At 52.0% G+C, this 25,482-nt stretch carries 18 protein-coding genes and 1 other RNA gene; 5 read left to right on the top strand and 14 right to left on the bottom strand.

All coding sequences use genetic code 11. The features are described from left to right. Window positions 1–81: 81 nt before the first annotated feature. The 3 genes from JNJ77_09095 to JNJ77_09085 all read right to left on the bottom strand — a co-directional run bounded on the left by JNJ77_09095 (window position 82) and on the right by JNJ77_09085 (window position 2,795). Window positions 82–906, bottom strand: a complete 825-nt coding sequence (locus tag JNJ77_09095) for an enoyl-CoA hydratase/isomerase family protein (protein MBL8822728.1) — start codon at window positions 904–906, stop codon at window positions 82–84. A gap of 7 nt (window positions 907–913) precedes the next feature. Beyond that, window positions 914–1,264 (bottom strand): hypothetical protein, encoded by a 351-nt coding sequence (locus JNJ77_09090; GenBank protein ID MBL8822727.1) that lies wholly within the window; start codon window positions 1,262–1,264, stop codon window positions 914–916. A 178-nt stretch (window positions 1,265–1,442) separates the two neighbouring features. Next, complete coding sequence (locus tag JNJ77_09085) at window positions 1,443–2,795, bottom strand: DUF1446 domain-containing protein (protein ID MBL8822726.1); 1,353 nt, start codon at window positions 2,793–2,795, stop codon at window positions 1,443–1,445. Between the two features lie 249 nt (window positions 2,796–3,044). Between JNJ77_09085 and JNJ77_09080 the strand changes: the two genes are divergently transcribed. Further along, the gene (locus JNJ77_09080; GenBank protein ID MBL8822725.1) at window positions 3,045–3,872 is read left to right on the top strand and encodes a PEP-CTERM sorting domain-containing protein; all 828 of its coding nucleotides are present in this window, start codon (window positions 3,045–3,047) and stop codon (window positions 3,870–3,872) included. A gap of 130 nt (window positions 3,873–4,002) precedes the next feature. Here the strand turns inward: JNJ77_09080 and JNJ77_09075 are convergent, their stop codons facing one another. The 6 genes from JNJ77_09075 to JNJ77_09050 all read right to left on the bottom strand — a co-directional run bounded on the left by JNJ77_09075 (window position 4,003) and on the right by JNJ77_09050 (window position 13,674). Beyond that, complete coding sequence (locus JNJ77_09075; GenBank protein MBL8822724.1) at window positions 4,003–5,502, bottom strand: TolC family protein; 1,500 nt, start codon at window positions 5,500–5,502, stop codon at window positions 4,003–4,005. 305 nt (window positions 5,503–5,807) lie between these two features. Next, a complete protein-coding gene (locus JNJ77_09070; GenBank protein ID MBL8822723.1) occupies window positions 5,808–9,122 on the bottom strand; it encodes an efflux RND transporter permease subunit in 3,315 nt (1,104 codons plus the stop codon). A gap of 44 nt (window positions 9,123–9,166) precedes the next feature. Further along, entirely contained in the window at window positions 9,167–10,354 is a 1,188-nt protein-coding gene (locus JNJ77_09065) for an efflux RND transporter periplasmic adaptor subunit (protein MBL8822722.1), read from the bottom strand. Between the two features lie 826 nt (window positions 10,355–11,180). Beyond that, on the bottom strand, window positions 11,181–12,188 hold the full coding sequence (locus JNJ77_09060; protein ID MBL8822721.1) for a methyltransferase domain-containing protein: 1,008 nt from the start codon (window positions 12,186–12,188) through the stop codon (window positions 11,181–11,183). A 175-nt stretch (window positions 12,189–12,363) separates the two neighbouring features. Continuing rightward, complete coding sequence (locus tag JNJ77_09055) at window positions 12,364–12,663, bottom strand: TlpA family protein disulfide reductase (protein ID MBL8822720.1); 300 nt, start codon at window positions 12,661–12,663, stop codon at window positions 12,364–12,366. A gap of 39 nt (window positions 12,664–12,702) precedes the next feature. Then, a complete protein-coding gene (locus tag JNJ77_09050) occupies window positions 12,703–13,674 on the bottom strand; it encodes a hypothetical protein (GenBank protein MBL8822719.1) in 972 nt (323 codons plus the stop codon). Window positions 13,675–13,853: 179 nt separating this feature from the next. Here JNJ77_09050 and JNJ77_09045 point away from each other — a divergent pair, with 179 nt between their 5' ends. The 3 genes from JNJ77_09045 (at window position 13,854) to JNJ77_09035 (ending at window position 16,571) form a co-directional block, all read left to right on the top strand. After that, on the top strand, window positions 13,854–15,452 hold the full coding sequence (locus tag JNJ77_09045; protein MBL8822718.1) for an acyl-CoA carboxylase subunit beta: 1,599 nt from the start codon (window positions 13,854–13,856) through the stop codon (window positions 15,450–15,452). A gap of 119 nt (window positions 15,453–15,571) precedes the next feature. Further along, an RNA gene (gene ffs / locus JNJ77_09040) (signal recognition particle sRNA small type) lies at window positions 15,572–15,668 on the top strand. A gap of 168 nt (window positions 15,669–15,836) precedes the next feature. After that, window positions 15,837–16,571: a hypothetical protein gene (locus JNJ77_09035; GenBank protein ID MBL8822717.1), complete on the top strand. Its 735-nt coding sequence runs from the start codon at window positions 15,837–15,839 to the stop codon at window positions 16,569–16,571. A 182-nt stretch (window positions 16,572–16,753) separates the two neighbouring features. Here the strand turns inward: JNJ77_09035 and JNJ77_09030 are convergent, their stop codons facing one another. After that, window positions 16,754–19,783 carry a cation-translocating P-type ATPase gene (locus JNJ77_09030; GenBank protein ID MBL8822716.1) on the bottom strand — a complete coding sequence of 1,010 codons (3,030 nt, stop codon included), beginning with the start codon at window positions 19,781–19,783 and terminating at the stop codon, window positions 16,754–16,756. A gap of 176 nt (window positions 19,784–19,959) precedes the next feature. On the opposite strand from JNJ77_09030, the gene lpxA reads away from it, so the two are divergent. Continuing rightward, window positions 19,960–20,784, top strand: a complete 825-nt coding sequence (gene lpxA / locus JNJ77_09025) for an acyl-ACP--UDP-N-acetylglucosamine O-acyltransferase (protein ID MBL8822715.1) — start codon at window positions 19,960–19,962, stop codon at window positions 20,782–20,784. A gap of 150 nt (window positions 20,785–20,934) precedes the next feature. Here the strand turns inward: lpxA and JNJ77_09020 are convergent, their stop codons facing one another. From JNJ77_09020 to JNJ77_09005, 4 genes are all read right to left on the bottom strand, one after another. Then, window positions 20,935–21,390: a hypothetical protein gene (locus tag JNJ77_09020; GenBank protein MBL8822714.1), complete on the bottom strand. Its 456-nt coding sequence runs from the start codon at window positions 21,388–21,390 to the stop codon at window positions 20,935–20,937. A 54-nt stretch (window positions 21,391–21,444) separates the two neighbouring features. After that, window positions 21,445–22,494: a flotillin-like protein FloA gene (floA, locus tag JNJ77_09015; GenBank protein ID MBL8822713.1), complete on the bottom strand. Its 1,050-nt coding sequence runs from the start codon at window positions 22,492–22,494 to the stop codon at window positions 21,445–21,447. A gap of 165 nt (window positions 22,495–22,659) precedes the next feature. Then, window positions 22,660–23,196, bottom strand: coding sequence for a hypothetical protein (locus JNJ77_09010; protein MBL8822712.1), 537 nt, complete (start codon window positions 23,194–23,196; stop codon window positions 22,660–22,662). Between the two features lie 9 nt (window positions 23,197–23,205). Further along, on the bottom strand, window positions 23,206–25,437 hold the full coding sequence (locus tag JNJ77_09005) for a hypothetical protein (GenBank protein ID MBL8822711.1): 2,232 nt from the start codon (window positions 25,435–25,437) through the stop codon (window positions 23,206–23,208). Window positions 25,438–25,482 lie beyond the last annotated feature (45 nt).

Raw genomic sequence — 25,482 nt, 5'->3', positions numbered from 1 at the left:
AATGCTCTTCAGGCAGAGACTACGCGAGCGGGTGAGGCTTGTCAATCATGGATTTTGGAAGTTGGGTGAAACGAGCAGGGATTACGGCTTCACCCAAGGCACAGGTTTCTTATCCAGAAACGCTTTGAGGCCTGATTTGGCTTCAATGTGCAGCCGGGCATCGGCACTTTCGCGGGCCAGGCCGGAGTTGGCAGCGGCACCGGCACGGCATTCGGCAAGCAGTCTTTTGGTGATGGTTAACGCATTGGGAGAGCTTTCGCCCAGTTCTTTGGCAATGGCTAATGCACGGTCGAGAGCTGAGGTTGCCGGCTTGATGCCCAGTGCTTCATCATTGGCAGTGAGGTTGGCATCCACCACTTCGTTGATAAAGCCCATACGGAAGGCTTCGCTGGCATCAACGAGTCGGCCGGTGAGGAGCAGGTCGCGGGCGGCCCGCTCTCCGACCAGACGGAGCAGATGGGGCATTACCATGGCAGCGACCAGTCCACGTTTTACTTCGGGATAGCCCAGTTTGGCACCGGGGTCGGCTATCGCCAGATCGCAGACGGAGACAAGCCCGGCACCACCTGCTACAGCAGCACCGTTCACGGCAGCAATCGTCGGCTTGGGGTGGGAATAGATCAATTCGAACAGGTTCGAAAGCCTGCCTGCATCTTCATGGACCCGCTGGGCTTCATCGGGTTTATCGAGTGTTTCGGATAGCTCGGCCAGATCCATGCCTGCACAGAAGGCTTTTTCGGTACCAGTCAGAATCAGGCAGCGGCTCTGATCGGTCAACGCGGCCTGGAATGCATTGGTCAATGCGGTTACCAGTTCGCGGTTGAGGGCATTACGCCGTTCGGGACGATTGATGGCAATGATCGTGGCATGAGGCTGATGATTGATGAGGATGACGGAAGAGGACATAAGTATCTCACTGTTTTGAATAGGTCATGGCATCGAGGTTGTCGGGTTTGGGAATACGCATTTGGAGCACGGCCTGGCCCAGGGCTTTACCCTGAGTATCAATGCGGAGGGAACGACTGGCACCTCCACCCAGGGCATCGTAGAGCATGAAGTTGAGTGCGTTCACATTGGCCGCCTCGAAACGTTCCACTTTGCTGGAGCCGAGTGAAGCGAAGAACTGCTCAATCGCATTCGTCGTCACATGCTGTTTGATCCAGTCGTAGCCTGCGGCAGTGTACGCGAGGATAGCAACGTTGGCATGGTTGCCCTTGTCGCCAGAGCGGCTGTGTGCGATGTCGTGAAGGGGGATGGTTTGCATGGTAGTCTCTGTACTGTTTGGTTCCCTTCTCCCCCTTGGGGAGAATGGTTAGGGATGAGGGTTTCTTCTCCATGTTAAACCAGATTGTTCTTACACAATCGGGTTGAATACGATTATCAACCCCTCACCCTGGCCCCCTCTCCCCGTGGGGAGAGGGGAGAAGTTATTCCTCATACTCCTAAAGTATATCCACCTGTGGCTTCACCACTGACCGCTCAATTAGAGCGGGCCAGTAGGCGAAGACTTCGCGGACGGCGGGTCGGCCGGTGGTATAACCGGTGGTACCGGGCGGGCCAGCGGTCACCAGCGGGGCGAATTCCTTGGTGAAGCGTTCGACCGCAGCCTTGTTCGGATCGTGCACTGCCACACGGAGCATCACTTCTGTAGCCTGGCTCTTGTCATTGCCGAGCGGCACGACAGCACCGGCACCGATGGTTTCAATATTGGTACGGGCATAGGTGAAGCCAGCCCGTTTGAGGCGATCAAGAATCACCTGCCCAGCCTGGCGTGCTTTCTCGGGAGCATTGCCACCGTAAATGGCCAGGGTGCCACTGCTCATGAAACCATCGCGGTAGGCGATGGAGACTTTGAGCTTGTCGGGTGCAGGTTTGCCTTGAGCCTTGGTAACCTCAACACGGTTTTGGCCCAGGTCTTTCAGTGCAATGCTGGTGAAATCGGAAACGACATCGGGAGTGTAATAGGCAGCAGGATTGTTGACTTCATAAAGCAACTGGCCCGCCACGGTTTGCAGGTTGACAACTCCGCCGGTGCGTTCCGGCTTGGTGATGATGAAATCGCCGCTGGGAGCGAACTCTGCAATGGGATAGCCTACATTGGCGAAGTCGGGCGTCGTGTTCCAGTGTTCCCACAAGCCGCCGGTCGCCTGGGCTCCGCATTCAATCAAGTGTCCTGCTACCGTGGCGGAGGAGAGCTTGGCCCAGTCGTCCCATTTCCAGCCGAACTCGTGAATAGCCGGGCCGACGGTCAAGCAGGCATCGGCCACACGACCGGTGACGACGACGTTGGCACCACGCTGCAATGCTTCGACTATGGGCTGTGAACCCATGTAGGCATTAGCGGAAACGATCTTGGAACGAATCTTTTCAAGCGGTTCACCGGTATCGAGATTAATGAGCGGATGCCCGGCAGCTTGCAGTTCATCGAGTCGAGGCAGCAGATCGTCGCCAGTGACCACACCGACTTTGTAACTTTTGAGTTCAGACTGGTCGAGAATGGTGCGAGCCTGTTGGCCACATGCCAGCGGATTCATGCCGCCTGCATTAGTGATGACTTTCAATGGTGGCTGTTGTTGCAGGTGAGGCACCAGGCGTTTAAGCACGCCGAGGAAATCGTGAGCGTAGCCGAATTGCGGATCGCGCTGCTTGAGTAGGGCCAGAATCGACATGGTCAATTCAGCGAGGTATTCGAGTGTGAGGTAATCGAGCTTGCCATCGCGAGCGAGTTCGATGGGGGCATCGACGTTGTCGCCCCAGAAGCCACAGCCATTACCAATGCGGAGAGAAGAACGCATGATGATTCCGGGAGAGTATTTGGTTCCCTTCTCCCCGTTGGGGAGAAGGGTTAAGGATGAGGGGGTTCATCTTGTATTCAACCCTTTTGTTCAAACAATCGGGTTAAACACCATTAATAATCCCTCACCCCCAGCCCCTCTCCCCATGGGGAAGAGGGAGAACACCACTGTTATTCTTGTAGCCTGGGGGAACTTTGGCTACACTGGAAACGTCTAAGGGTCTGGCACTTATTCTATCTTGCGAACATCATGAAATATATTGCCTCACTGCTTCTGGCCTGCTTTTCGACGGTTTGTCTTCAGGCACAAGACGTTATTGCCCAGGGCCAGATTTCGTTTCTGGAACTCGGGTTCAACAACACGAACGTCAACAATCCGTTCTGGATTGTGCAAATCAATGATGAATCGACCCAGACGGTGTATGATGCAGCGTTCAGCAGTTCACTGGGACGTTTTGTGTTTGACGCGCCAGGCGGAGCGACTTTCCTGGTGGGTGGGCCACAGCATCTTTTCACTAGACCGGTGCCCACCAGTTGGTCTTTTGTTGGTGTGGGGCCTAACCAACTGTTCCGGGCCACGCCTCAGAATGGTGATCCGGTTACTCGATTGATCATGGGGGTCGCCTCGTTCAGTGTGCCTAATGGCGTGTTGGTCAATAACCAGTTCACGATTACCATGTCGGTGGCGGGCATCACGAACCCCGGTGCGTTTTCCTATTACAGCAATGATGATCCGTTCAACAGTGCGCTGGGAAACCTGGGTACGATCTTGCTTTCGACTGATCAGAACATCACTTCGTTTACCCGCTTTGCCGGCACCCAGAACAATTTCAACATGGCCTTTTCTGCTCCGGGTATTTATGACATCGATTTTCGGATCAGTGGCACACGCACCGAAGCAGCGGGTGGCGGTGAAATCATCAGTCCCTTTTACCGATACACTTTTGAGATTGCTACCTTCGCTGTTCCTGAACCAACGACGTGGGCTCTGATGATTGGCAGCAGCGTGGTGGCAGCGAGCGTGGTCTGGCAACGAAGAAGAAGACGGCAGCGGGCTTTGGATGAGGTGATTGGGTAGTAGAGTATCGAATATTGATTGTTGTTTCGGTTAATACCGAAACAACAACCTTCCTCGCGTTTCCGGCAAAACTAAGTCAAGTCTGCACAGCAAGGCTATCCGAAAAAGTGCGTCCGAATCCTGGGAAGAACTACTGGCTTGCAGGTGGTGTCTGTGCATTACTGGATTGAGCAACGCCACCACCGAGTGCCTGGTAGGTATTGACCATGGCTGAGAGTTGCTTTCGTTTTGTTTCAATCAAGACCATTCTGGCTTCCAGCAGATCACGTTGCGCAAACAATACCTCGCTGTATTCTGCGCGTGCGTTCTGAAAAAGGTTGGTTGCCGTGTTTACCGATGCTTCAAGAGCAGTCAACTGTTGTTTCCTGATTTCAATGCTCTTCCCATAATTATCCGCCATGGATACGCGGTTGATGACTTCAGTGAAGGCATCGAGGATAATTCGCTGATAGTTGTAAACCGACTGCAACTGCCTGGCATTCGCGTTACGGTATTCCGCCTGTATGGCCAGCTTGTTGATCAGGGGAGAAGTCAATTCGCCAGCAGTATTGGCAATCAATGCGTCTGGATTGAAAAAGTATTTTGGATTGAATGCCCGAAAGCCAATGCCTCCAATGATGTCGAGAGAGGGATAGAATTCAGCTTTGGCGATTTCTATATCAAGCCCTGCCGCTTCCAGTTGACGTTGCGCCTGCCTGATATCGGGACGATTTTGAAGAAGCTGGGATGGAATACCAGTATTGACAGCCTGTATTTTGAGGTCAAGGAATCCTGCAGATGCTCGTTCAACAGGCTGGGGAAACCGACCAGCAAGAAAATTGATGCGGTTCTCGACTTCAATGATTTCCTGTTTCACCATGAGTGTTTCACTCTGGTTCTTATTCACCTCAGCCTGGAATCGCTGCACTGCCAGTTCGGTATCTCTCCCAGCTTCCTTTTTAGCTTTGGCAATGCGCAAGCTTTCCTTTTGCAGTTCGATAGTCTGTTCCAGTGTTTTCAGTTTGTTATCCAAAGCCATGAGGTCGTAATATTTTTCAGCAACTTCAGCAACCAGACGGGTAACGACGTAATTTCTTCCCTCACTGGTGGCGAGGTAGCGAAGGGTAGCAGCGTCTCTGGCATTTCTCAATTTTCGCCAGATGTCAACTTCCCAGCTCACATTCGCAGCCAGCAGAAAATCGGGGAGTGGATCCGGGTAATTCCTGCCCGGCTGGTATTGCAATTCTCGTTCAGCGGTACCCAGCGGTGTAAATGCGCTCGACCTTTCGAATCCTGCACCAGCTTTCATGTTAACAAAAGGGAGGTAGGCTCCTCTTCGTACATCGATATCATTGTTGGCTATTTCAATCTCTTCAGCCAGTATTTTAAGTTCCTGGTTATTAGTCAGGGCTTCATTCATCAATCGAATCAGCATTGGGTCGTTGAAAAACTGATCAACATGGAGTTGTGCTGAACTTTCTCCGCTGCTGCTGCTACCAGTAAAACTCGAAGGCGTTTCCGGACCCGTCTCTGCTTGCCGGAGATTGGGAATCTGGCATGATGACATCACGATGGAGAATGATAAAAGGATACTGCCATGTGTGACAAACTTATGGTGTTTGCCAGGTCTGTTATTCAAACTGGAGAACATCATCAGCATCCTGCCAAGTTTACCCGCCACAAGAACCATGCGGTGCATTGGCACGGTCACGCCATCTGTGGCATCGAGGCTTTCTCACATTGCATGAGCAGGAACTCAAGGTTCCCTGACCCACACAATCATGGTAATCGTCATTTTGTCCGGTTTGAGAGCACTGAAAAGGCATAATCTATTCAGAAATTCTCATGTAATTGATGCCTTGTGACGACGCACCGGGTGCGCAACATTGGCCATTCATGTATCCAAAGTATTGCAAGAACCATTGCCGGAAATGAGAACTGCTGCTCGTATCAGATTTAGTGGTCGTTGTTCTCCGGAGCTATGGCATTGTGTTCAAAAAGTTCACTGAGTGGTTCATCCACCTCGTCTCGAAGGAATTTCTTTCCTCCTGAGAGTACGCCAAACAGATAATACAGCCCTGGAATAACCATAACCCCAAAGACCGTACCTACGAGCATACCGCCAACACCAGTGGTTCCAATCGTACGGTTTCCGATGGCTCCAGCGCCTGTGGCAATCACCAGTGGAACCAGTCCAGCAATGAATGCAAAAGAGGTCATCTGAATCGGTCTGAATCTGAGCTTTCCGCCTTCAATGGCAGCTTCCTTGAAACTCAAGCCATCCCTGTGGCGTTGGACGGCAAATTCCACAATCAAGATCGCATTCTTTCCGAGAAGTCCCACGAGCATGACCATGCCAATCTGTGCATAGACGTCGTTCGCCAACCCCAGCAACTCCAGGAAAAAGAATGAGCCAAAAACCCCGATAGGCAGGGAAAGAATGACAGCCAATGGCAGTATGAAACTTTCGTATTGTGCAACCAGAATGAGATACACAAAGGCAATCACAATGAGGAAGATGTAGAGAGCTTCATTTCCCTTTTTCGATTCATCATAGGAAAGACCTTCCCAGCCGATGCCATATCCTTGCGGCAGGGTCTGTGCAGCAACTTCCTGAATGGCTTGCAGGGCCTGCCCGCTACTGAACCCATGAGCGGGAGCTCCCTGGATTGAGGCGGAAGGATAGAGGTTATAGCGAGTGATTTCATTCAGCCCCTGCCTCTTTTTGACTGAAAGGAAGGAAGTGTAGGGAACCATCTCGCCATGATCATTCTTGATGAATAAATTGTTCAGATCTTCCGGAAAGCGGCGGAACTCAGGCGCTGACTGTACATACACTTTGAAGAACTGCCCAAAGAGTATGAAACCCTGCTCGTAGGTGCTACCAATGAGGATGTTGAGATTATCCAGTGCCTTGCCAATCGAAACACCCTTCTGCATGGCAACATCATTGTTGATGATCAATTCGTATTGAGGAAAGTCGGCAGTATAGAAGGTAAACAGATTGCTGAGTTCAGGACGTTTTTCCAGCGCTGTCATGAACTTCGCGGTTACCTCGCCAAGTTGTTTGTAATCGGTTGAATTGGTCTTGTCGAGGAGCCGCATGGAGAAGCCTCCTGCAGCTCCGAAGCCTGGCACTGCTGGAGGTTCAAAGAACTCGATTTTGACATCGGTTATCGCGTGGCATTTCTTTTCGAGTTCTTCCATCAGTTCGCGGGCAGTCCGTTTGCGTTCAGACCAGTTTTTCAGATTGATAATGCAGGTACCGGCATTCGATCCTCGTCCTTCCGTCAGCACTTCATAACCCGCCAGGGACGTGACGGAGCTGACTTCGTCGAGTTCCTTCGCAGCTTTCTGCAACTCATGTGATTTGGCATTGGTGTATTCCAGAGTGGAGCCAGGAGGTGTCTGGATTACGGCATAGATAATTCCCTGATCTTCACCTGGGATAAAACTGGTAGGCAACATCAAGCCAACCACATAGATACCGGCGATAAAGCTGCCAACAAAGGACACAGTCAGTAATCGACTGGTTACGATCCATCGAAGAATCCCGGTATATCCACTGGTAATTTTCTCCACTGCATAATCAAAAGGACGCCTCAGCACAGGAACTGCCAGCAGGATAAAACCCACTTTGCCCCACAAGTAATATGCCAGATAGGTGACCAGGCCCAGTACCAGTAATCCTCCCAGGGCAAAGATCACTGTACCAAGGATTGAGCGCCGCTTCCTTTCAGAATTCGAATGTCCATTGGATTGATGAAGAGGCTTGAGGATCATCGCGCAGAGAACTGGAGTTAACGTCAGGGCAACGATACCCGAAAGAACGATGGATGTTGCCATCGTAATTCCGAATTGACGGTAGAATGTTCCGACAGGTCCGGGAATAAAGGTTACCGGCACAAAGACGGATGTCATCACCAGGGTGATAGCAATGATGGCGCCGCTGACTTCATGGAGAACTTCCCAGGTTGCTCGATACGGCGAAAGGTGCTTTTCATGCATCTTGACATGAACTGCTTCGACGACCACGATGGCATTATCCACGACAATACCAATCGCCAGCACCAGGGCAAACAAGGTGATGAGATTGATGGAAAGCCCGAACATCTGCATGAAAAAGAATGCTCCCACGAGGGAGACGGGAACTGCCAGGATCGGGATCAGCGTTGATCGCAAATCACCCAGAAACATATAAACGACCAGTGAAACCAGGACAAATGCTTCCAGAAGCGTGTGCAGCACTTTTTCAATGGAGGCGTCCAGAAACTTGGAGACATCATAAGCAAGCTCGTAATCCATTCCGGGAGGAAATGACTCTTTCTTGATCTGCTCGAGTTCTTTTTTGATTTCCTCAATCACCGCAGTAGCATTGGAGCCGGGACTCTGCTTCAAGATAATGGATGCTGCAGGATGGCCATCGAGATCGGAATAGATGTCGAAAAACTCTGATCCCAGTTCAACATCTGCAACATCCTTGAGTCGAAGTATCTCTCCTTCGGGATTAGCTCGGAGAATAATATTGGCATACTGATCCGGCTTGTTGTATCGGCCGATGTAGGTCAAGACGTATTCCTGTGATTGCGAAGTCTTGCCTGTAGCCTGGCCGAGTCGGCCCGGTGAGCCAATCACGCTTTGTTCTGCCAGCGCTTTCATGACATCTTCAGACGATATTTTGTAAGCGCGCATACGATCCAGCTTGAGCCAGATTCGCATCGCATAGGCGCGGTTGCCCAGATTACGGGGAAGCCCGATGCCCTGGATTCGCTTGATCGCAGGCATCACATTGACATTGGCAAAATTGTAAAGGAATTTCTGATCCGTGTTCGGAGCCGTGCTGTAGATATTGACATACATCAGCATGCTTGGAACAACCTGGCTGACGAGAATACCTTCCCGTTGAACCAGGGGAGGCAACCGGTTCATCACAATGTTGACACGGTTCTGCACATTCACCACGTTGATATTGGGATCCGTTCCCGGCTCGAAGAAGATTCGAATGGTGGCTTCGCCGGCACTGGTTGCATCGGAAACGATGTAACGCATATTCTGAACGCCGTTGATGGATTGCTCCAGTGGGATCAGAACGGAATCCACCAGCACATTTGCACTGGCGCCAGGGTAGGCAATAGCTACTTCCACGGTAGGTGGCGTGATGGAGGGGAACTGCGCAATGGGAAGGGTATAAATTCCCAACACACCCAGAAATAACAAGATGATCGAAATGACAATTGCCAGTGCTGGCCGGTAAAGGATTTTAGTGAACATGGCTCGGTACGTTCTCGCTGATCAGGACTTCGATATGATGTAGGCTATTCGGAGTGATACTTCTGCTTGGACAGCACTTCATCTGCTTCTTTTAATTCGTAATCAGAGACCTTATCGCCATGGTGCACCTGGCGAACACCTTCCACAACGAATCGATCCTTTGCATCCAGTCCCTTCTTAATCACAAAAATGTCATCCAATTCCTGTTCGATCACAATCTCGCGTTGCTGCACGACGTTGTCCTTGTCAAGGACATAGACGAATCGCTTGTCCAGAATTTCAAAGGTTGCCCGCTGAGGAATGACCAGGGCATCATGCAGCTTTTGATGAATCAGGACATTTCCCGTTTGCCCATTTCGCAACAGTCCATCTGGATTGACGAAGTCTGCCCGAAAGGCAATATTTCCCGTTTCATTATTGAAATCAGCTTCAATTGCTCCAATCTTTCCGGTCTGAGAAAACTTGCTCCCGTTGGCCAGGACGAGTTCAATCTGGCGATTGTCTTTATCATCGGGATAGCGTTGAAGAATCTTGCGATTGTTGACGGAATCTGTTGATTGTTTTTCCTGATCGGAATTGGACATATATTCGAGATAACGTGCTTCAGGCACATTGAAATAGACCCACATCAGGCTGTTATCTGAAAGAGTAGTCAACAAATCTTCTTTCTTGACCAGGCTGCCTTGCTGCTGTCGCAAACGATCAATGATGCCATCGTACGGAGCTTTGACAATTGTAAAGTTAAATTCCGCTTCTGCCTGCGCCACTTTGGCTTTGGCTCGAGCCAGCTTGGCTTCGAACAGCGCAACTTCCTGAATGGACACGACTTTCTGCTCATGCAGTCTTTTGGTGTTATTCAATTCCAGAAGTGCCAGTTCTGCCTCTGCCTTTTCTGCATCCAGTCTGGTCTTGTAGAGAGTTGGTAGAACTTTAAACAAGACATCCCCTGCCTTGACTGTCTGCCCTTCTTTGACAGGAATCTGCTCAAGATAGCCTTCCTGCAAGGCTCGGATTTCAATGTGCCGATGCGAGTGAATCTGGCATACATATTGTTGAGTAACGACAACATCCATTTGCTTAGGTGTTGTGACTACAACCTTATGATGGACCGATTCCGAATGTTCCTTATGCTTGTTGCATCCGGCGAGGGTGAGCACCAGCCAACCCAGCAGCATCCATAAGCAGTATGACGTTCGTTTCAGGCGAATCGCCGGAAGTGCAAGGCCAGACATTTGATTCTCGTTCATTTTCAGTTTCGTGGAAAACAGGCGTTGTCTTGCGGATTCAGTCATTGGATACCACACGTAGGGAAACATCAGGTTACTGCTCATTGATCTCAATTGACCAGGAAGCTGACTTCATCACGAAGACCTGCTTGACCCATGAGCGCAAGATGTCGGAGCATCAAAAAGATTGGAATAGTTTCGAGCGGTTGGATGGCGAATTAGATCACTGATCACAAGATTGCGCAACAACACTAGTTGTTTGCGACATCATGATGATGAGATACTTCGAGACTTGGCAGTTCAAATCTGGAGACGATTAATGGAAGTGAGCAAATCTCGAGAAGACTTGAATTCGGAAAAGTGACTTTCACTTAATCTGGACTCGATTCTTACAACACATTGAGTCCCAATAGCATCTGTGATGTAATCTTTGAAGTCAGTATCTACAATTTTACCACTTTCCCAACATCCTTCACATGGAACCGGTATTTCGGAACTGTCGGCAGGTAGGCCCGTGTGAGACGGTTGTGAAATTGAAGATTTAACTATGCCTGGAAAGAAAGTAGCGCAGCTAAAATGCAACAAATAGCATATTAGAATTAGTTTGGCTAATTGAGCAAAACGCATCCTTCTTCCCTCGTCTATTGCAGGATATACCCAATCCAAAGTTAAAGTCAATAACAACAGTTATCATTACTACGCAGGAAGAACGTGAATCATTCAAATTCTTGTTCTCGATTTACAGCTAAGTTCGTCTGTTAATGATTTCACTGCGCTTCGATATTTGTCGTGAATATTTTGCGGTAAAGACTTTATCGAGCTGCATTGAATGTCATCGTTTGTATGACACCACAGCCTGCTGATTAGTGGGTGGAAGAGGGTGGAATTCGCTTCGAGCGAAGCCGCATCGGGCGAACATCTGCTCCAATTCTGCATAGGTGTATGCATCGCCTCGTGCCGTGCTGGCCAGCATGACCAGGGCAAAGCTCGCGGTAGAAGGTGGCGAGATGCGATCTTCTTCTGGGATAAACTCGAGCGTGATGGCACATCCGCCTGGCGCCAGTGCCTGATGAGCCTTCGCAGCGAGTTGCTCGCATGTTGGCTTATCAAAGTGATGCAGGAAATTGGTCAGCAGCACCACATCGTAAGGTCCGCCCCAGTTTACATCAAAAGCACTGCCGGGGTTCAAAGTGTACCGCTCTTCTACACCCGCCTGCCGGGCATTTGCCTGAGCAACCTTCAGCACGTTGGGCCAGTCGAGCGCCGTCACCGTCGCCTTGGGAAATCGCCTGGCAAAGGCAATACCGAACATGCCATGCCCTGCTGCAACATCGAGCACGCGCAAAGGCTTGTCTGTCACATCACCTGCCAGTTTCGTCAGTAATTCTGCAGGCAAAGTCATGAGCGGGCCCATGGCTTGGGCAAAATCGACCCAGATCGGGTTATCATGCGAGACGGTACCCTCTTCGGAGATAGCTGTACCCCCGCGTTTCACCGCTGCAGTCAACTGGTAGAAACCTTCTTTCAAATTTGGCGCCAGCATGAATTGCACCGCACCACCAAGATACGCATGTGACTGCTTATCCAGAAACACCTGTGAATCAGGCGTCAGCGAATAGCGTTCTCCCTCTTTGTTCAGAAACCCGATAATCGTCAGGGTGTCGGCAAGAATGCGAACGCCACGCTCGGCTGCTTGGCACGCCATAGCAAGCTGTGCCGCCGTCTGATGTCCCCGTGCAATCTGTGTGAAAATTCCGAGTTCGATGCCTGCCTTCAGGGCTTCGGTCCGCTGATAGGCACTGAGGGTATCAAAAAACAATGCTGGCGATGGACCACTCATGGCAGCTCCAGAACGAACACGTTTGTTTCGTTATACGAGTGCGAGTTAGCGACGGTAGGCGTAGGTTGATGTGACGAATTACGCTGTTAAAATTCCAGGGTCGAAACTGAGTATAGTTACGACCCTGGCACAGGCTGACCGTTTGTTTTAACACGTTACAAACGAGTCCCACGCTTTATTTCTTCGTCTCCGCCTCGGCATTCTTGACAAGCGTTTCGATGGCTTCATCGAGCACTTTGTCGCCGGGGCTGCCTAGCCACTTGTTGCGGATGATGCCCTGGTGATCGATCAGATAGAGCGTGGGCCAGCCGCGGACGTTCCATTGTGTTGCAATCGCACCAGCGTCCCCTTCTCTTTCGTTTTTGAACGAACGCCAAGTGACCTGATGTTTCTCCATGTTCTTCTTGAAGCCATCGTTATAGGTATCGGAATTGACGCCGATGATGACAAAGGGCTTACCTTCGAGGCGTTTCACAAGCGACCGCTCGTGAGGGATCATCGCCACGCAGGGGCCTCACCAGAAGCCCCAGAAATCGAGCAGCACCACTTTGCCTTTGTAATCAGACAGTTTGAATTCCTTGTCGTCGAGATCTTTGCCTGCGATTTCCAAGGCGGGTTTGCCTACCGAGAGAAACTTGAGTTCATTCAGCTCTCCCGATGCCATGTTCTTGACATTCTTATCGAGCTTGGGAAACTCCTTCAGAACGCGTTCGAACATTTTCTCTGCATCGGGGTGGGTAAGTTCCTTCTTGGCATATTGCTTGCCCAGGGCCAGGCACGCCTTGGCTTTGACATCCTCATGCTTGGTCTTGTCGAGAATTTTCTTCAATGTCTCTGTTGCTTTGGCATCTTCGGAATCGGCCAATGACATGCAGACATCACCCAATTCAGGTGCTTCAATAAACTGATCGAGCATCAGCTTCTGAGCATCGCCTGCGACCTTGGCCGCCTGGTCGGAATAGACACCCTGACGGGAGACCCAGACCAGAAGTGGTACTGCGTGTTCATTCTTACCTGCGGATTTTACCTTCTCAAAGACTGCAGCAATGACCTCGCGGTTGTTGAGATAGTAGTATCGTTTCAACTGCTGATTGAGCGCAGGAAGATCGGTCCTGGTAATCCAGCTTTTGAGCCACTTGGCACAGGCCTCTTCCTGCTTGCCTTCCACACCATTCATGAAACACCAGAGCACAGCATCTGCAGCCTTGGGTGCAGTGGGGTTTTCGTTAGCCAGCTTCAGCACACGCTCGGCATAAGTGTCAAATTTGGGTGCTTCCTTCTGATAAAACTTGGCTCGTTCATTCTGATCGTTGATTTCCTGGAATTTCTTGAAGAACTCGCCCCGCTTGGTGTTCCATTCGGATTGAATGGCACTTAGCTGTTTCTGAACTTCATCCTGTACAGATTTTTGGGCCGGCGGATCATCGGCCTGCATGGATCCTGCCAAGAGGATTCCCATGCACAGCATCCACGTGGCATAACGCATTGGGATACTCCTTGTTGATTGAATGGCTGGTGTTATGTGTATGCGGCGAGGGGCGTGGGGACAGGGTGCAAGAATAATGACACGTTGAAAACGTGTCCCACGGAAACGTTCTGAAAAAGTTGGCAACTAACAGCGTAGCCTCTATCACAAGCCTTGCATCCTTGTGAAAGGCTTCTCCCATGCGTGAACTGGTAGCGAAAATAGAGACCGAGGCAAAGCAGATTGTCCTGGGTGGCGGCAAGAAAGCGATCGAAAGGCAGCATGAAAAAGGGCGACTGACCGCTCGCGAACGCATTAACAAACTGTGCGACCATGAAGGCAAGAAAGTCAAGTTTCTGGAACTCGGTTTATGGGCTGCCTGGGGCATGTATGAAGAATGGGGCGGCGCTCCGTCGGCAGGTGTGGTGACTGGCGTCGGCACGGTGGAAAAGCGGCGGGTGATGATCATCGCCAACGATGCAACGGTCAAGGCTGGTGCGTTCTTTCCGATGACCGCCAAAAAGGTGCTCCGTGCCCAGCGAATTGCCCAAGCGAACCATTTGCCTCTCGTCTACCTGGTTGATTCGGCGGGCGTGTTTCTGCCTTTGCAGGATGAGGTATTTCCGGATGAAGATGACTTCGGCAGAATATTCCGCAACAACGCGGTCTTTTCCGCGGATGGTTTGCCGCAGTATTCGGCGATCATGGGCAACTGCGTAGCGGGCGGAGGCTACCTGCCTGTGCTGTGCGATAAGTTGCTGATGACGGAAGGTTCAGGTTTGTATCTGGCCGGCCCGGCACTCGTGAAAGCTGCCATCGGGCAGACGGTGGATCACGAAGACCTGGGCGGGGCGAAGATGCATGCCTCCATTTCAGGCACCATTGATTTCCGTGAAGCGGACGATGAAAGCTGCATCAAGCGGCTGCGTCGACTGATTGCCCTGCTGCCCGCCAGCTATGCGGTGCCTGAACAACCTTTTGAGCCAGCCACCAAACCAGTGGAAGAGATCAACACCATCATCGATATTGATGGTCGCAAGGAATACGACGTTCGTGACCTGATCACCGGCCACCTGGTCGATGGTGGCGTGTTTGATGAATACAAAGCCGAGTTTGGCCAGACGCTGGTGTGTGGCTACGCAAAGATTGGCGGCATTCCAGTCGGTATCATCGCCAATCAAAAAAAACGGAGCAAGAATTCCAAGGGTGCGCTCGAATACGGCGGAGTGATTTATGTCGACGCTGCGGACAAAGCTGCCCGCTTCATCATGGACTGTAACCAGACCCGTACCGCGCTGCTCTTTCTGCAGGATGTCAATGGCTTCATGGTCGGTCGCGATTCGGAGCAGGCCGGTATCATCAAGGCGGGTGCCAAGCTGGTGAATGCGATCTCCAACAGCGTGGTGCCGAAGATCACAGTGATCCTCGCTGGTTCTTATGGAGCAGGCAACTATGCCCTATGTGGCAAAGCATTTGATCCACGGTTCATCTTTGCATGGCCTACGTGCAAGTATGCGGTGATGGGTGGCGCCCAGGCGGCCAACACGCTGCTGGATGTTCAGGTTAGCGCTCTGAAACGGCAAGGCAAGAACCCTGAAGCGGAGGAACTGGAAGAACTTCGCAAGAAAGTCAAAGCAGCTTATGATGAGAAAACCGATGTGCGATATGCCGCTTCGCGGTTATGGGTCGATGGCATTCTTGATCCTGAACACACGCGGGATGTGCTGATTGAAGCGTTCCAGGTCGCCAGCCGGGTGGATGAAGGCAAGCCGTTTAAGACGGGAGTGCTGCAAGTATAGTGCTAAGTCCTGAGTGCTAAGTGCTGAGAACTCAAATATATCTACTTGATACTTGCAGCGTTCAACTCTACAATTTCGTGACGATTCACAATTCTGCGTTGCCGCGGTGCGGCGAGGCGGGAGGGGACCCACGCAATGGGGCTTTGTGAACCTGGTCAGGCCGGAAGGAGCAGCCATAAACATCCGCTCTTTGTGCGTTGGATCAGCCTCTCCCGTCTCGCCCTGCCGCGGCAATTTTTTTATGAATAAGAGATGAGTGACAAACCACTCATTTTTCAAATCGTTGTCCACTCTTCCATTTTAACCTCGTCTAGACAATAAGCGGCACACTGCACGGAGTTGTCGTGCTGCGCGGTGGCTGCACTACCTGATGCGAGGGTCATCATGTCTGCACATCTCTCCCCGGCTGTTGCGTTCCTTTCCTGGATGCTGATGACAGGCTGCACCGAAGCGCTGCAAAATGAACCAAGGCAGACGCTGCCACCAGGCAAAACAGAACCCGACATAGTGAAGGAACTCATCGACGATGCAGAGCAAGCATTGCAATCGGGCAAGAGTATTTCCGTGTTGCTTTCCGATGACAAATATATGCCTGCCCATGCCTGGCCCCGCTTCAGGCACCTGATACGCGATCATGCCAAGCCGGGCACTGTGACCATGGTGACCGAGAAGGAACCAGGCGAGAAGTTTCTTTTCGAAGGCGTGGTGAAGGATGTCCAGGGTCAGCCGATCAGCGGGGCATTGATTTATCTCTATCACACTAGCGCCAAGGGTTGGTATTCAGACAAGGCTGCACACATCACCGGCAACGGTGGCGATTTTCAGCACGCCCGCCTCTTCACCTATCTGAAGACCGATGACAAAGGCCGTTATTCGTTCCGCTCCATTCGCCCGGCGAGTTATCCGCAAACCGATCTGCCTCAGCATGTGCATGTAGCCATCAGCAAGCCAGGCATATTGCAAGAGCTGCTGCATACTGAGATTCAGTTTGAAGACGACCCGATGCTGACTGCAGAGAAACGGAAAGATTCCGTTCGGCACGGCTGCGTTGTCGTTAAGCCGGTGAAACAGAAGGATGGGGTTTTCCATGTGCAGGCGGATTTCAAGGTGGGACGGTAGGGGTGTGATCTTTGGGACACGTTTTCAACGTGTCGTCGGCGATGATGGAGTAAGTCATTGCTCGACGCTATCACGATACAATCGTGACCAACGATTATGTGGGACAGGTCTCCGAACCTGTCCTCGATGATAATACGTTTATTTCGCTCGACACTGTCAGAATTGGAATTCTGACCCACCAATCACTTCTCCAAGTAGGTACGTTTATACCATCGATTTGCTTCACCGATGATTAATACGCCAGAACTGATGACAATGATCCAAAGCCATTGCGTTGCGGTCAGTGGGTAGGTCGAAAACACTGCGCCGCCGAACTGAGTGATGATGAACTGTCCGATGAGAATGGCCAGGGCAATGCCCCAGAAGTAGCCATTTTCAAAGGGATGATCAAACACTGAGCGGGATTGCCCAAACCGCCGGGCATTGAACAGGTTCCAGAACTGGAGCATCACATAGAACGTGAAGAAGATGGAAAGCCGTTGCTGGGTAGCATGTGCTGCTTCCTTTTCAATTTCACTCGAATGTACATCACGTAGTATGTGTTGCGCCGCTTCGTAATCAAAGCTGCCTTGCGACTGGAACCAGAACAGCAGGCCGGTAAGCAGTACGACGAAGAAAGCTCCCATCGCCAGGATACGGCGGGTCATAGCAGGCGTGATGATGAAATCATCGGGATGGCGTGGCGGCTTCTGCATCACGGTCGGGTCGGGTGGTTCACTAGCCAGCGCTAATGCTGCAAAAGTATCCATAATCAGGTTCACCCAGAGCAACTGCATGACGGTCAGTGGTGTGCTGCCCCCGGTAACAAACGCAGCCAGCAGTGCCAGGGTGAGCGCTGAAAGATTGATGGTTAACTGAAACAGCAGAAACCTTTGGATGTTCTGATACAGAGACCGGCCCCAGCAGATGGCGTTGACGATGCTCTTGAATGAATCATCGAGCAGGATGATATCGCTGGCTTCCTTGGCGACCGCGGTTCCTGTCTTGCCCATGGCCAGGCCCACATCGGCATAGTTCATGGCCGGGGCATCGTTGGTGCCATCGCCCGTGACTGCAACCACTTCGCCCTTCTGCTTGAGCAGTTTCACAAGACGGAGTTTGTCCATCGGCCTGGCTCGTGCCATCACTTTGAGCAGATCGACTTCCTCCAAGGCCTGTTGATCGCTCAGGGCAGCGAATTCGGGGCCGGTGATGATGCGGCCTTTTACCTTGTCATCCTGATCGTTCCACAAGCCAATCTGCCTGGCGATTTCCCTGGCAGTGGCAGGATTGTCGCCGGTTACCATTTTGACTTTGACACCCGCCTGCTGGCAATCGAGCATGGCCTGTGGCACTTCTGGTCGAATGGGATCGTGAATCGCGAAAAAGCCGAGCCAAACCATGTCGCGTGTGATGTCTTCCAGCCTGGTATCATCGTTGATGGTGGTGGTTACAGCATCGTGATAGGCAATGCCGAGCGTCCGCATGCCACGCAACTGATACTCTTTCAGTTGCTTATCAATGGCCAACTTGTCGTGCGGTTGAAGCGGCTGTTTGGCACCATCCTGCAGAACAAATTGGCATTTCTCCAGAACAATTTCGGGAGCGCCTTTGAGATGCAGAATGCCCGAATCCATTTTTGGCGCTTTGCCAAAGGTGCCCATGCATTTGCGTTCGGTGGAGAATGTCCATTGCCTGACAACACGAAACCGCAGCCGCCAGGTGCGGTAGTCGATTGCCTGGTCATGCAGCCAAAGAAGCGTTGCAGCTTCGGTGGGATTCCCTACAGGATTGGTTTGCCCAGCCTGCTCGCTCAAATGCGCCGTGCTGTTAACGCACAGCCCTTCGATAAGCAGCCCGGCGGTCTGGTGCTGTAGCCAATCCGCTTTATCAGTGCCTTTTGGCCCTGGTTCCTGTCCCCATAGAACTGGAACATGTACGGCATGAACGCGCATCTGGTTCATGGTGAGCGTGCCGGTTTTATCAGTGCAGATCACGGTGGCAGCGCCAATGGTTTCGCAGGCATGCATCCGGCGAACGAGGTTGTTGCTGGCCGCCATGCGTCGCATCGAATAGGCGAGAGCGAGTGTCACACTCATAGCCAGGCCTTCGGGCACAGCCACCACGATGATAGTGACCGAGACCATGAAGTAGCGGAGAAGCATTTCACCGACGTTGCCGGTGAGCCAGGTGCTGGGCTGATAAGTAATCCAGCCGAGTGATGCGAGGAGAAAGACCCCTATGACAAAAAGCAGACCGCCAGCCAGTAAGGCACCGATCCAGTTCATGATCGATTCGGATTCGAGCCAATCGGGTTTGCTGACCTTGATGCGGAGCATTTCCAATCCGTCGTAAACCATGGGCAGCCAGACGCGGATCATGGCGAGGAATACGCTGGAGATGGTCAGCCAGGTGAAGACCCATTGCTCATCACTGAGAATGATGCGTCGGCTGAGCCAGGCCTGGAGCAGTAAGCCGAAGAAAGTAATGATGGCAAAGCACATACCGAGCACACCGATGAGCTTGCTGAGGCGCGCCAGTTGCTTGTTCAGTGGCGTTACTTCCTTGACTTCCTCGCTGGCAGCCCGGGCTGTTTTGCCAATGTCGGTATGATCGCCCACTGCAGTGACTTCGAGGATGCCGCGGCCATCAGCAACAAAGGTACCTCGCAGCAACCGGTTGCGGGCGTAGGCAGCTTCCTCCCGTTCCTGTGTGGCAGGTGCAGGGTTGGCAGATTTCGTAACTGGCACCGATTCGCCTGTCAGCCGAGATTCATCAATCTGCAGATTAACAGTCTCTAGCAGATTGCCATCGGCAGGAACTTCCTCACCGATCTCAACCAGCAGAATATCTCGTACTACGACATCGCGTTTGGGAATTCGTGCCACCTCGAAATCTCGAATGACCTGCACTGGCACATCATCATCGAGACGGTTGAGCAGATCGAACTCTTTGCTGGCACGAAACTCATTCCAGAAAGCCAGGAAGGTCGAGAGGACAATGGCTAGCAGTATCCCCACGCCTTCGATGTAATCGCCATGATAAATGCCTGCAGTAATGGCAATAACGGCGGCAATAATGAGGATGCGAATGACGGGATCATTGAATTTTTCGAGGTAGAGTTTCCACCACGGTTCACGCTTGGCAGGCGTGAGCACATTGTCGCCATGTTGTGAACGGCTGGCAGAAACCTGATCAGACGTCAAACCGGAGTAAGGTAAAGTTGCTGGCATGCGATCTTCATTTTTCCGTAAAGTAATGGATCGCAACGGGTTTGGCAAAAGCACAGAACCACACTGGAGCAGTATCCACGGTTAATTTTGGGACAATTGGCCTAGCTTTCCAAGACTACCTGAGCTATATCGTCTAATCTCATCGATGCATAATCCAGCCAGGGAGGGCTCGATTTATGTCAGGTACCCGTTCCGCTCATATCCATTCTACTGCAATTGTCTCGTCGGAAGCTATCATTGCAGATGATGTGGTGATTGGGCCTTTCTGTATAGTTGAAGGCCGAGTCCGCATTGGAGCGGGGTGCATACTGCATGCACGTTCGCATCTGATTGGGCCGCTCACCCTGGGCGAAGGCAACGAGGTCTTCAGTAACGCCATCATCGGCGAGAAGCCTCAGCACTTCATGTACAAAAACGAGCCGACCAGTGTGGAAATCGGCGATAACAATATCTTCCGCGAGAATGTCACCATTCATCGTGGTACCACTGGTTCATGGACGACGAAAGTTGGCAGCGGCAATTACCTGATGGCCGGCGCTCATATTGCCCATGACTGCAAGATCGGCAATAAGTGCATCCTCGCCAATAATGCCCTCATTGGTGGGCACGGGGAACTCGCTGACAATGTCTTCATTTCTGGCAATGCAGCAGTGCACCAGTTCTGCAAGCTGGGCCGACTGTCGTTCCTCTCGGGAACTTCGGGAACCACCAAGGATGTTCCGCCCTTTATCATTCAGCAGAACATCAACCATGTGGTGGGTGTGAATATCATCGGCATGCGACGTGCCGGACTGACCACGGTGCAGATCAATGCCATCCGCCGGGTCTATCACATCATGTATCTGCAGCATCTTTCGGTGCCTACTGCCATATCGGTTATTGAGGCAGAACTGGGGCATATTGACGTAGTGCAGGAGTTTGTCCAGTTTGTGCGTGAATCGAAGCGCGGCATCAACGGCTGTGTGGAAGGTACGGCCCACGCCCTGGATATGGCTGCTTAACGATATTAGCTGAGTTAGTATTGGCAGGGTCGTGATGGTACTCCATCTCGACCCTGTTTGACTGTGTCAACATCATCGCAGTGAATCAGGGTCGAAACGGAGTAACGTTACGACCCTGCCCTGTCACACCTTACTGCAATAACTCTCAGATCATCGCCCGAATGGTCTCTTGCAACGGGGCGGGCTGAGCAGTTCGTTCATCACGAACACTGCCCGCATGCCATCGCGTGATTTCATCAACGCCTTGGCATGATGAATCGGGGCAGATTCGGTTCCACGAGGCAACGAGACGACAGGCGCATCCAACTGGTATGCCGATTTCTTCGGCTTGGTAACCGTTTCCTTGATCGGATCAGGCATTTCATTCAACACCAGGGCATTCTCGACAGGCTCCCGGATAACGACCTGCCGCTGCTGCACCTGGTGCTGTTCGATCTGATGTTGTTGTACTTTCTGAATGCGCGGCGTTGCGGACTTGGCCTTGGGTTTAGGTGGTGCCTGTTGAACGGGTGGCTGCGGCGCAGCTTGCCGGGCCTGCTGTTTGCGCCGGTTTACTTCTTCCAGGAAACGATCTATTTCAGATGAAGAGGGTCGCGCCTTGGCCATATTTGGTCTCCGCAGGGTCGAGTGGAGTACCAGGCGACCCTGCTACGGTTTATTTCAGGTAATGCTGGCACGGGTTTGATTAGCACCGGTACCGGCAATTGAACTGCGCATTTCGGTGTCGGAGATCAAGTTGCGCATGTTGTAGTAATCCATCGCACCCATTTTGCCTTCGCGGATGGCTGAGGAAAGGGCTTGTGGCACCTGAGATTCAGCTTCCACGACCTTGGCCCGGTTTTCTTCAACGAGTGCACGCATTTCCTGTTCGCGGGCCACCGCAGCGGCACGTCGCTCTTCAGCTTTGGCCTGGGCGACTTTCAAATCGGCCTGAGCCTGGGCAGCCTGCAGATTGGCACCCACATTCTCGCCTACTTCCACGTCGCCAATATCGATGGAAACGATGTGGAACGCGGTGGCGGCATCGAGACCTTTATCAAGCACTTCGCGGGAGATAATGCTTGGATTAGCCAGCACTGCCTTATGATCATCTGCCGAGCCGATTGCGGAAACGATACCCTGCCCCACGCGGGCGATGATCGTGTCCTCAGTGGCACCACCGACGAGGCGTTCGAGTTTAGTCTGCACTGTCACGCGGGCTTTGACCTTGAGTTGAATACCATTCTTGGCGACGGCATCCAGTGTCCGGGCGCCCTTGGTAGGATCAGGGCAATCAATCACTTTGGGATTCACACTGGTTCGCACTGCATCGTAAACATCACGACCGGCGAGATCGATGGCAGCAGCGGTTTTCCAAGGGAGTTCAATGCCGGCTTTGTAAGCAGCAATAACCGCAGCGGCAGTCTTGGGCACATTTCCTCGTGCGAGGTAGTGTGCTTCGAGGTCACGATTTTCAACTCGCACACCAGCCTGAGTAAGAGCGATCTTCTGCTGGACAATCATGGCATAGTTGACTTTTCTCAGCATCATGCCCACCAGGGTGGGTATGCTGATGTTGGCGCCGGTCAGCCAGGCCTGAATCCACAAGTTGAAGAACTTGAAGAAGAGCAGGATCAGCACCAGAGCTATGATGGCAACAATGGCCAGGCCAACATACCAGACGATGTCGCTGGTCTTCATGTTGGCAGGTGCCTGGGCAAACAGATTCATCGTGCTGAACATATCGAGCATGGGGAAACCTTTCCTCTTTCTGCTGATTCACAGTTGTCTTACGATTGTCACCAGTACGGGGACAGAGTCAAGCAGTTTATCTGGTCTGAAACGAAACCGATGAGAGTTTAGTATCGATGGTGTCGATAACACAGGAAAGATTTATCAACTGGTCAGATCAGTTGGCAGATCTGTCAGTTCCTGTCTGCCGAGTGGTCGTACGATCAGTTGGCTGCCTGATACGCCGATGACACGGACGAGTTGGCCGGCTTCGACAAAGATGCCCTGTGTGGTGCTATCGTAACGTTTGCCCTGGATTTCGGTGGCACCGGATGGTTGATGCAGCGTGACCGTTTTGCCAACCTGATCATAGAGTTTTTCAAAAGCCTGCTGAGCTTCGGTGACCACGGCAGATTCTTCTTCGGTAGGCTGTTTCAAAAATACAGCTCTGCCCATCGGTGTGTGAGGCCACCAGTAGAACAAACCTCCACCGACAACAGGCAACAGCACCAGCAACCCGACGATGGTCATGATGCCGGCACGCTGTCCGCCACCTTCGCTTTCGGGAGTGAAGAAAATGAGCACGACGCCAGCTCCAAAGGAGAACAGCGAGAGAATGAGTAAGAGCCCGGCTGAGGGCAGAAAGACTTCCAGCACCAGAAACAAGATACCCGCCAGGATGGCAATAATCGCCCAGGTCATAGTGAGTCCTTAAACAGGTTTGACTACCACGCGTAATCCATCAATTTCAATAATCTGCACACGCTTGCCGGCTTCGACAAAACCACTTTCGGTGGTGACATCAATATATTCATCGCCAAAGCAGGCGCGGCCAGCCGGGCGCAATTCGGTGACAGCAGTCCCAACGGCACCCAGCAGATTGGGCGATGACGCGGGTGGAATGGTACCCGCCGCTTCGCTGTTGTCTTCATCAGGCGCTGGCAGAATCAGCCAGTTGAACATCGGCACGCTGGGAAGGAAACGGGCGATGGCAAACGCCCCAATGATGGACAGAATCAATCCACCGCTGAAGATGCTGAAGTTCTGCCCCAATGTCTTGTATTCTTCGGGAGTCTGAGGCCATTGCTTGACGACGACCAGAGACAGGGCCAGCAGGATGAGAATGATGCCACTGACACCAGTGACACCGAAACCGGGAAGTACGAAGACTTCCACTCCCAGCAATACCACTCCGAGTAGAAAGAGCAGGATAGCCAGAGCATTCACCTGACCGGACAGCCACGAATGCGCCCAAAACAGCAGCAGGAAGCAGCAGGCGGAAACAATGATGGGCACCGTGGTACCCGGCGCTTTGATTTCGAGAATCAGCCCCAGGAAAGCGAGAATGGCCAGCAGGGTGGTGGTCGCGGGATGCTGAAGGAACAAAACAAGATTATCGAGCCAGCTCGCACGCATAACCACGACATCGCCTGCAGAGATGCCATACAGCGTAAACACTTCATTAATGGAAGGAGCAGCGCCGGCGGCATCCTTGGTCTGCAGATAAGTGCGAGCCAGGCCGATAGCCACAGCCTGCTTGGCATCGAGCACCATCAACTGGCCTTTTCTCTTCACTACACCCAGTTCATTCCAGCCTGGCCGGAGTTCCACTTTGTCCTTGAGCTGGATGGCAAGATTCTGTTCCGGCTTGTTCGGATCGGGTACTTCCTGCACCTGAACGATTTCCAGATCAGGCTGAAACATACCTTTCACAATGACTTCAGGAACTCCCGACTTGCTGCAGATATTGATCAGGCTCTGTTGACGTTCGTTGATGAGATTGCGCTCGAATGGCTGGTTGGGTTTTTCGTAAACGAGATTGTTCATATCGCCTATTTTTGCTTGCGGACCCATAACAATTTCATCACAAGCCAGGGCAATGAAGTTGGCAGTACCCAGACAGCTTTCAGGGATATAGGCAACGGTTTTGATACGGCGTTCGCCTCGTGTTTTGTCGAGCAGTTCGTTTGCCATCTGGGTTGCAGAGGCAACCGTTTCGGGTCCGCCGTTCATATTGATCAGGTGAAAAATGATGCAATCAACGTTCTCACGAATAGCCCGTCGGATTTTATCCTGAGCCATTTCATAAGTACCATTGCCCACATCACCGGTGATTTCAATGACAGCCGCTTTGGGATGCTCCGGTAGCGGACTACGCCCCATGGGCACTCCTATACGGGTGGCAATTTCTGCCTTCGTCTGATACACGCGGTTGATCAGGCTCAGCTTTTCCGCTTCATCGGCCTGGTAAATTCCTGGTGTGCCTGCTCGCAGATATTCCTGAGGCTGCACGCGAGCATCGTCTTTGCCCAGCAGGTGCTTGTCGGAAACCGGCAGGTTGAATTCATCGCACTGCTGTTTGTTCAGGCGGAACTGCAGACCATCGCGATCAAAGCGGTAGACGATCAGTTCGGGCTTGAGCATCTTCAAGAGCAACGCCACTGGCCTGCCACGGTTTTCGCCTACTTTCATGTAGGCAGCAACTTTGGTCACATCAACCTGGCCGCTTTTTTCGAGTGCACGCTGATCGAACCCCAGGCTGGCGCGTGGTGTGGCATAGATAGATCGGCAAGCCAGCACCGCCAGGCAGGCGTGTCCGTTAATGGGGCCATCGATGACCGCAAATGTTTGAATGCGGCCTTGAATGCCTTCGAGCAGAAATGTGGAAAGATCGAGACAGGGGCCGAACTCGCTCAACTCACGGGATTGAAATTCATAGACGATTTTCTGCACGCCACGCTTGATGGCCCGCTCGGTATCATTGCGGATAGTGCGATAGACTTCGGTGGTAATTTCGCCAGGAACGACAAACCATTCACCGTCTACAGGCTGGGCAGCAAGGGGTGAAGGTACAGAGGCCAGGCACGCGAACATCACCCACGACAGCAGAATTACACGGATGATAAGATGATGCGGTGCACCAGTCAGCAGAGAAAACTTCATGAAATGCACCATGCGGAAGTCATAAGCAGGCCAACGTCACCCGAC

Source organism: Planctomycetia bacterium (assembly GCA_016795155.1).
GTDB lineage: Bacteria > Planctomycetota > Planctomycetia > Gemmatales > HRBIN36 > JAEUIE01.
The sequence above is the reverse complement of the archived record's forward strand: the minus strand, read 5'-3'. Positions and strand labels throughout refer to the sequence as shown.

Coding starts and splice junctions, on each gene's coding strand:
- floA (MBL8822713.1), bottom strand. CDS start 22,494: ATGAATCTGTTTGCCCAGGCACCTGCCAACATGAAGACCAGCGACATC.
- JNJ77_09070 (MBL8822723.1), bottom strand. CDS start 9,122: ATGTTCACTAAAATCCTTTACCGGCCAGCACTGGCAATTGTCATTTCG.
- JNJ77_09035 (MBL8822717.1), top strand. CDS start 15,837: ATGTCTGCACATCTCTCCCCGGCTGTTGCGTTCCTTTCCTGGATGCTG.
- JNJ77_09005 (MBL8822711.1), bottom strand. CDS start 25,437: ATGAAGTTTTCTCTGCTGACTGGTGCACCGCATCATCTTATCATCCGT.
- JNJ77_09075 (MBL8822724.1), bottom strand. CDS start 5,502: ATGTTCTCCAGTTTGAATAACAGACCTGGCAAACACCATAAGTTTGTC.
- JNJ77_09020 (MBL8822714.1), bottom strand. CDS start 21,390: ATGGCCAAGGCGCGACCCTCTTCATCTGAAATAGATCGTTTCCTGGAA.
- JNJ77_09050 (MBL8822719.1), bottom strand. CDS start 13,674: ATGCGTTATGCCACGTGGATGCTGTGCATGGGAATCCTCTTGGCAGGA.
- JNJ77_09060 (MBL8822721.1), bottom strand. CDS start 12,188: ATGAGTGGTCCATCGCCAGCATTGTTTTTTGATACCCTCAGTGCCTAT.
- JNJ77_09080 (MBL8822725.1), top strand. CDS start 3,045: ATGAAATATATTGCCTCACTGCTTCTGGCCTGCTTTTCGACGGTTTGT.
- JNJ77_09095 (MBL8822728.1), bottom strand. CDS start 906: ATGTCCTCTTCCGTCATCCTCATCAATCATCAGCCTCATGCCACGATC.
- lpxA (MBL8822715.1), top strand. CDS start 19,960: ATGTCAGGTACCCGTTCCGCTCATATCCATTCTACTGCAATTGTCTCG.
- JNJ77_09045 (MBL8822718.1), top strand. CDS start 13,854: ATGCGTGAACTGGTAGCGAAAATAGAGACCGAGGCAAAGCAGATTGTC.
- JNJ77_09090 (MBL8822727.1), bottom strand. CDS start 1,264: ATGCAAACCATCCCCCTTCACGACATCGCACACAGCCGCTCTGGCGAC.
- JNJ77_09010 (MBL8822712.1), bottom strand. CDS start 23,196: ATGACCTGGGCGATTATTGCCATCCTGGCGGGTATCTTGTTTCTGGTG.
- JNJ77_09085 (MBL8822726.1), bottom strand. CDS start 2,795: ATGCGTTCTTCTCTCCGCATTGGTAATGGCTGTGGCTTCTGGGGCGAC.
- JNJ77_09065 (MBL8822722.1), bottom strand. CDS start 10,354: ATGTCTGGCCTTGCACTTCCGGCGATTCGCCTGAAACGAACGTCATAC.
- JNJ77_09030 (MBL8822716.1), bottom strand. CDS start 19,783: ATGCCAGCAACTTTACCTTACTCCGGTTTGACGTCTGATCAGGTTTCT.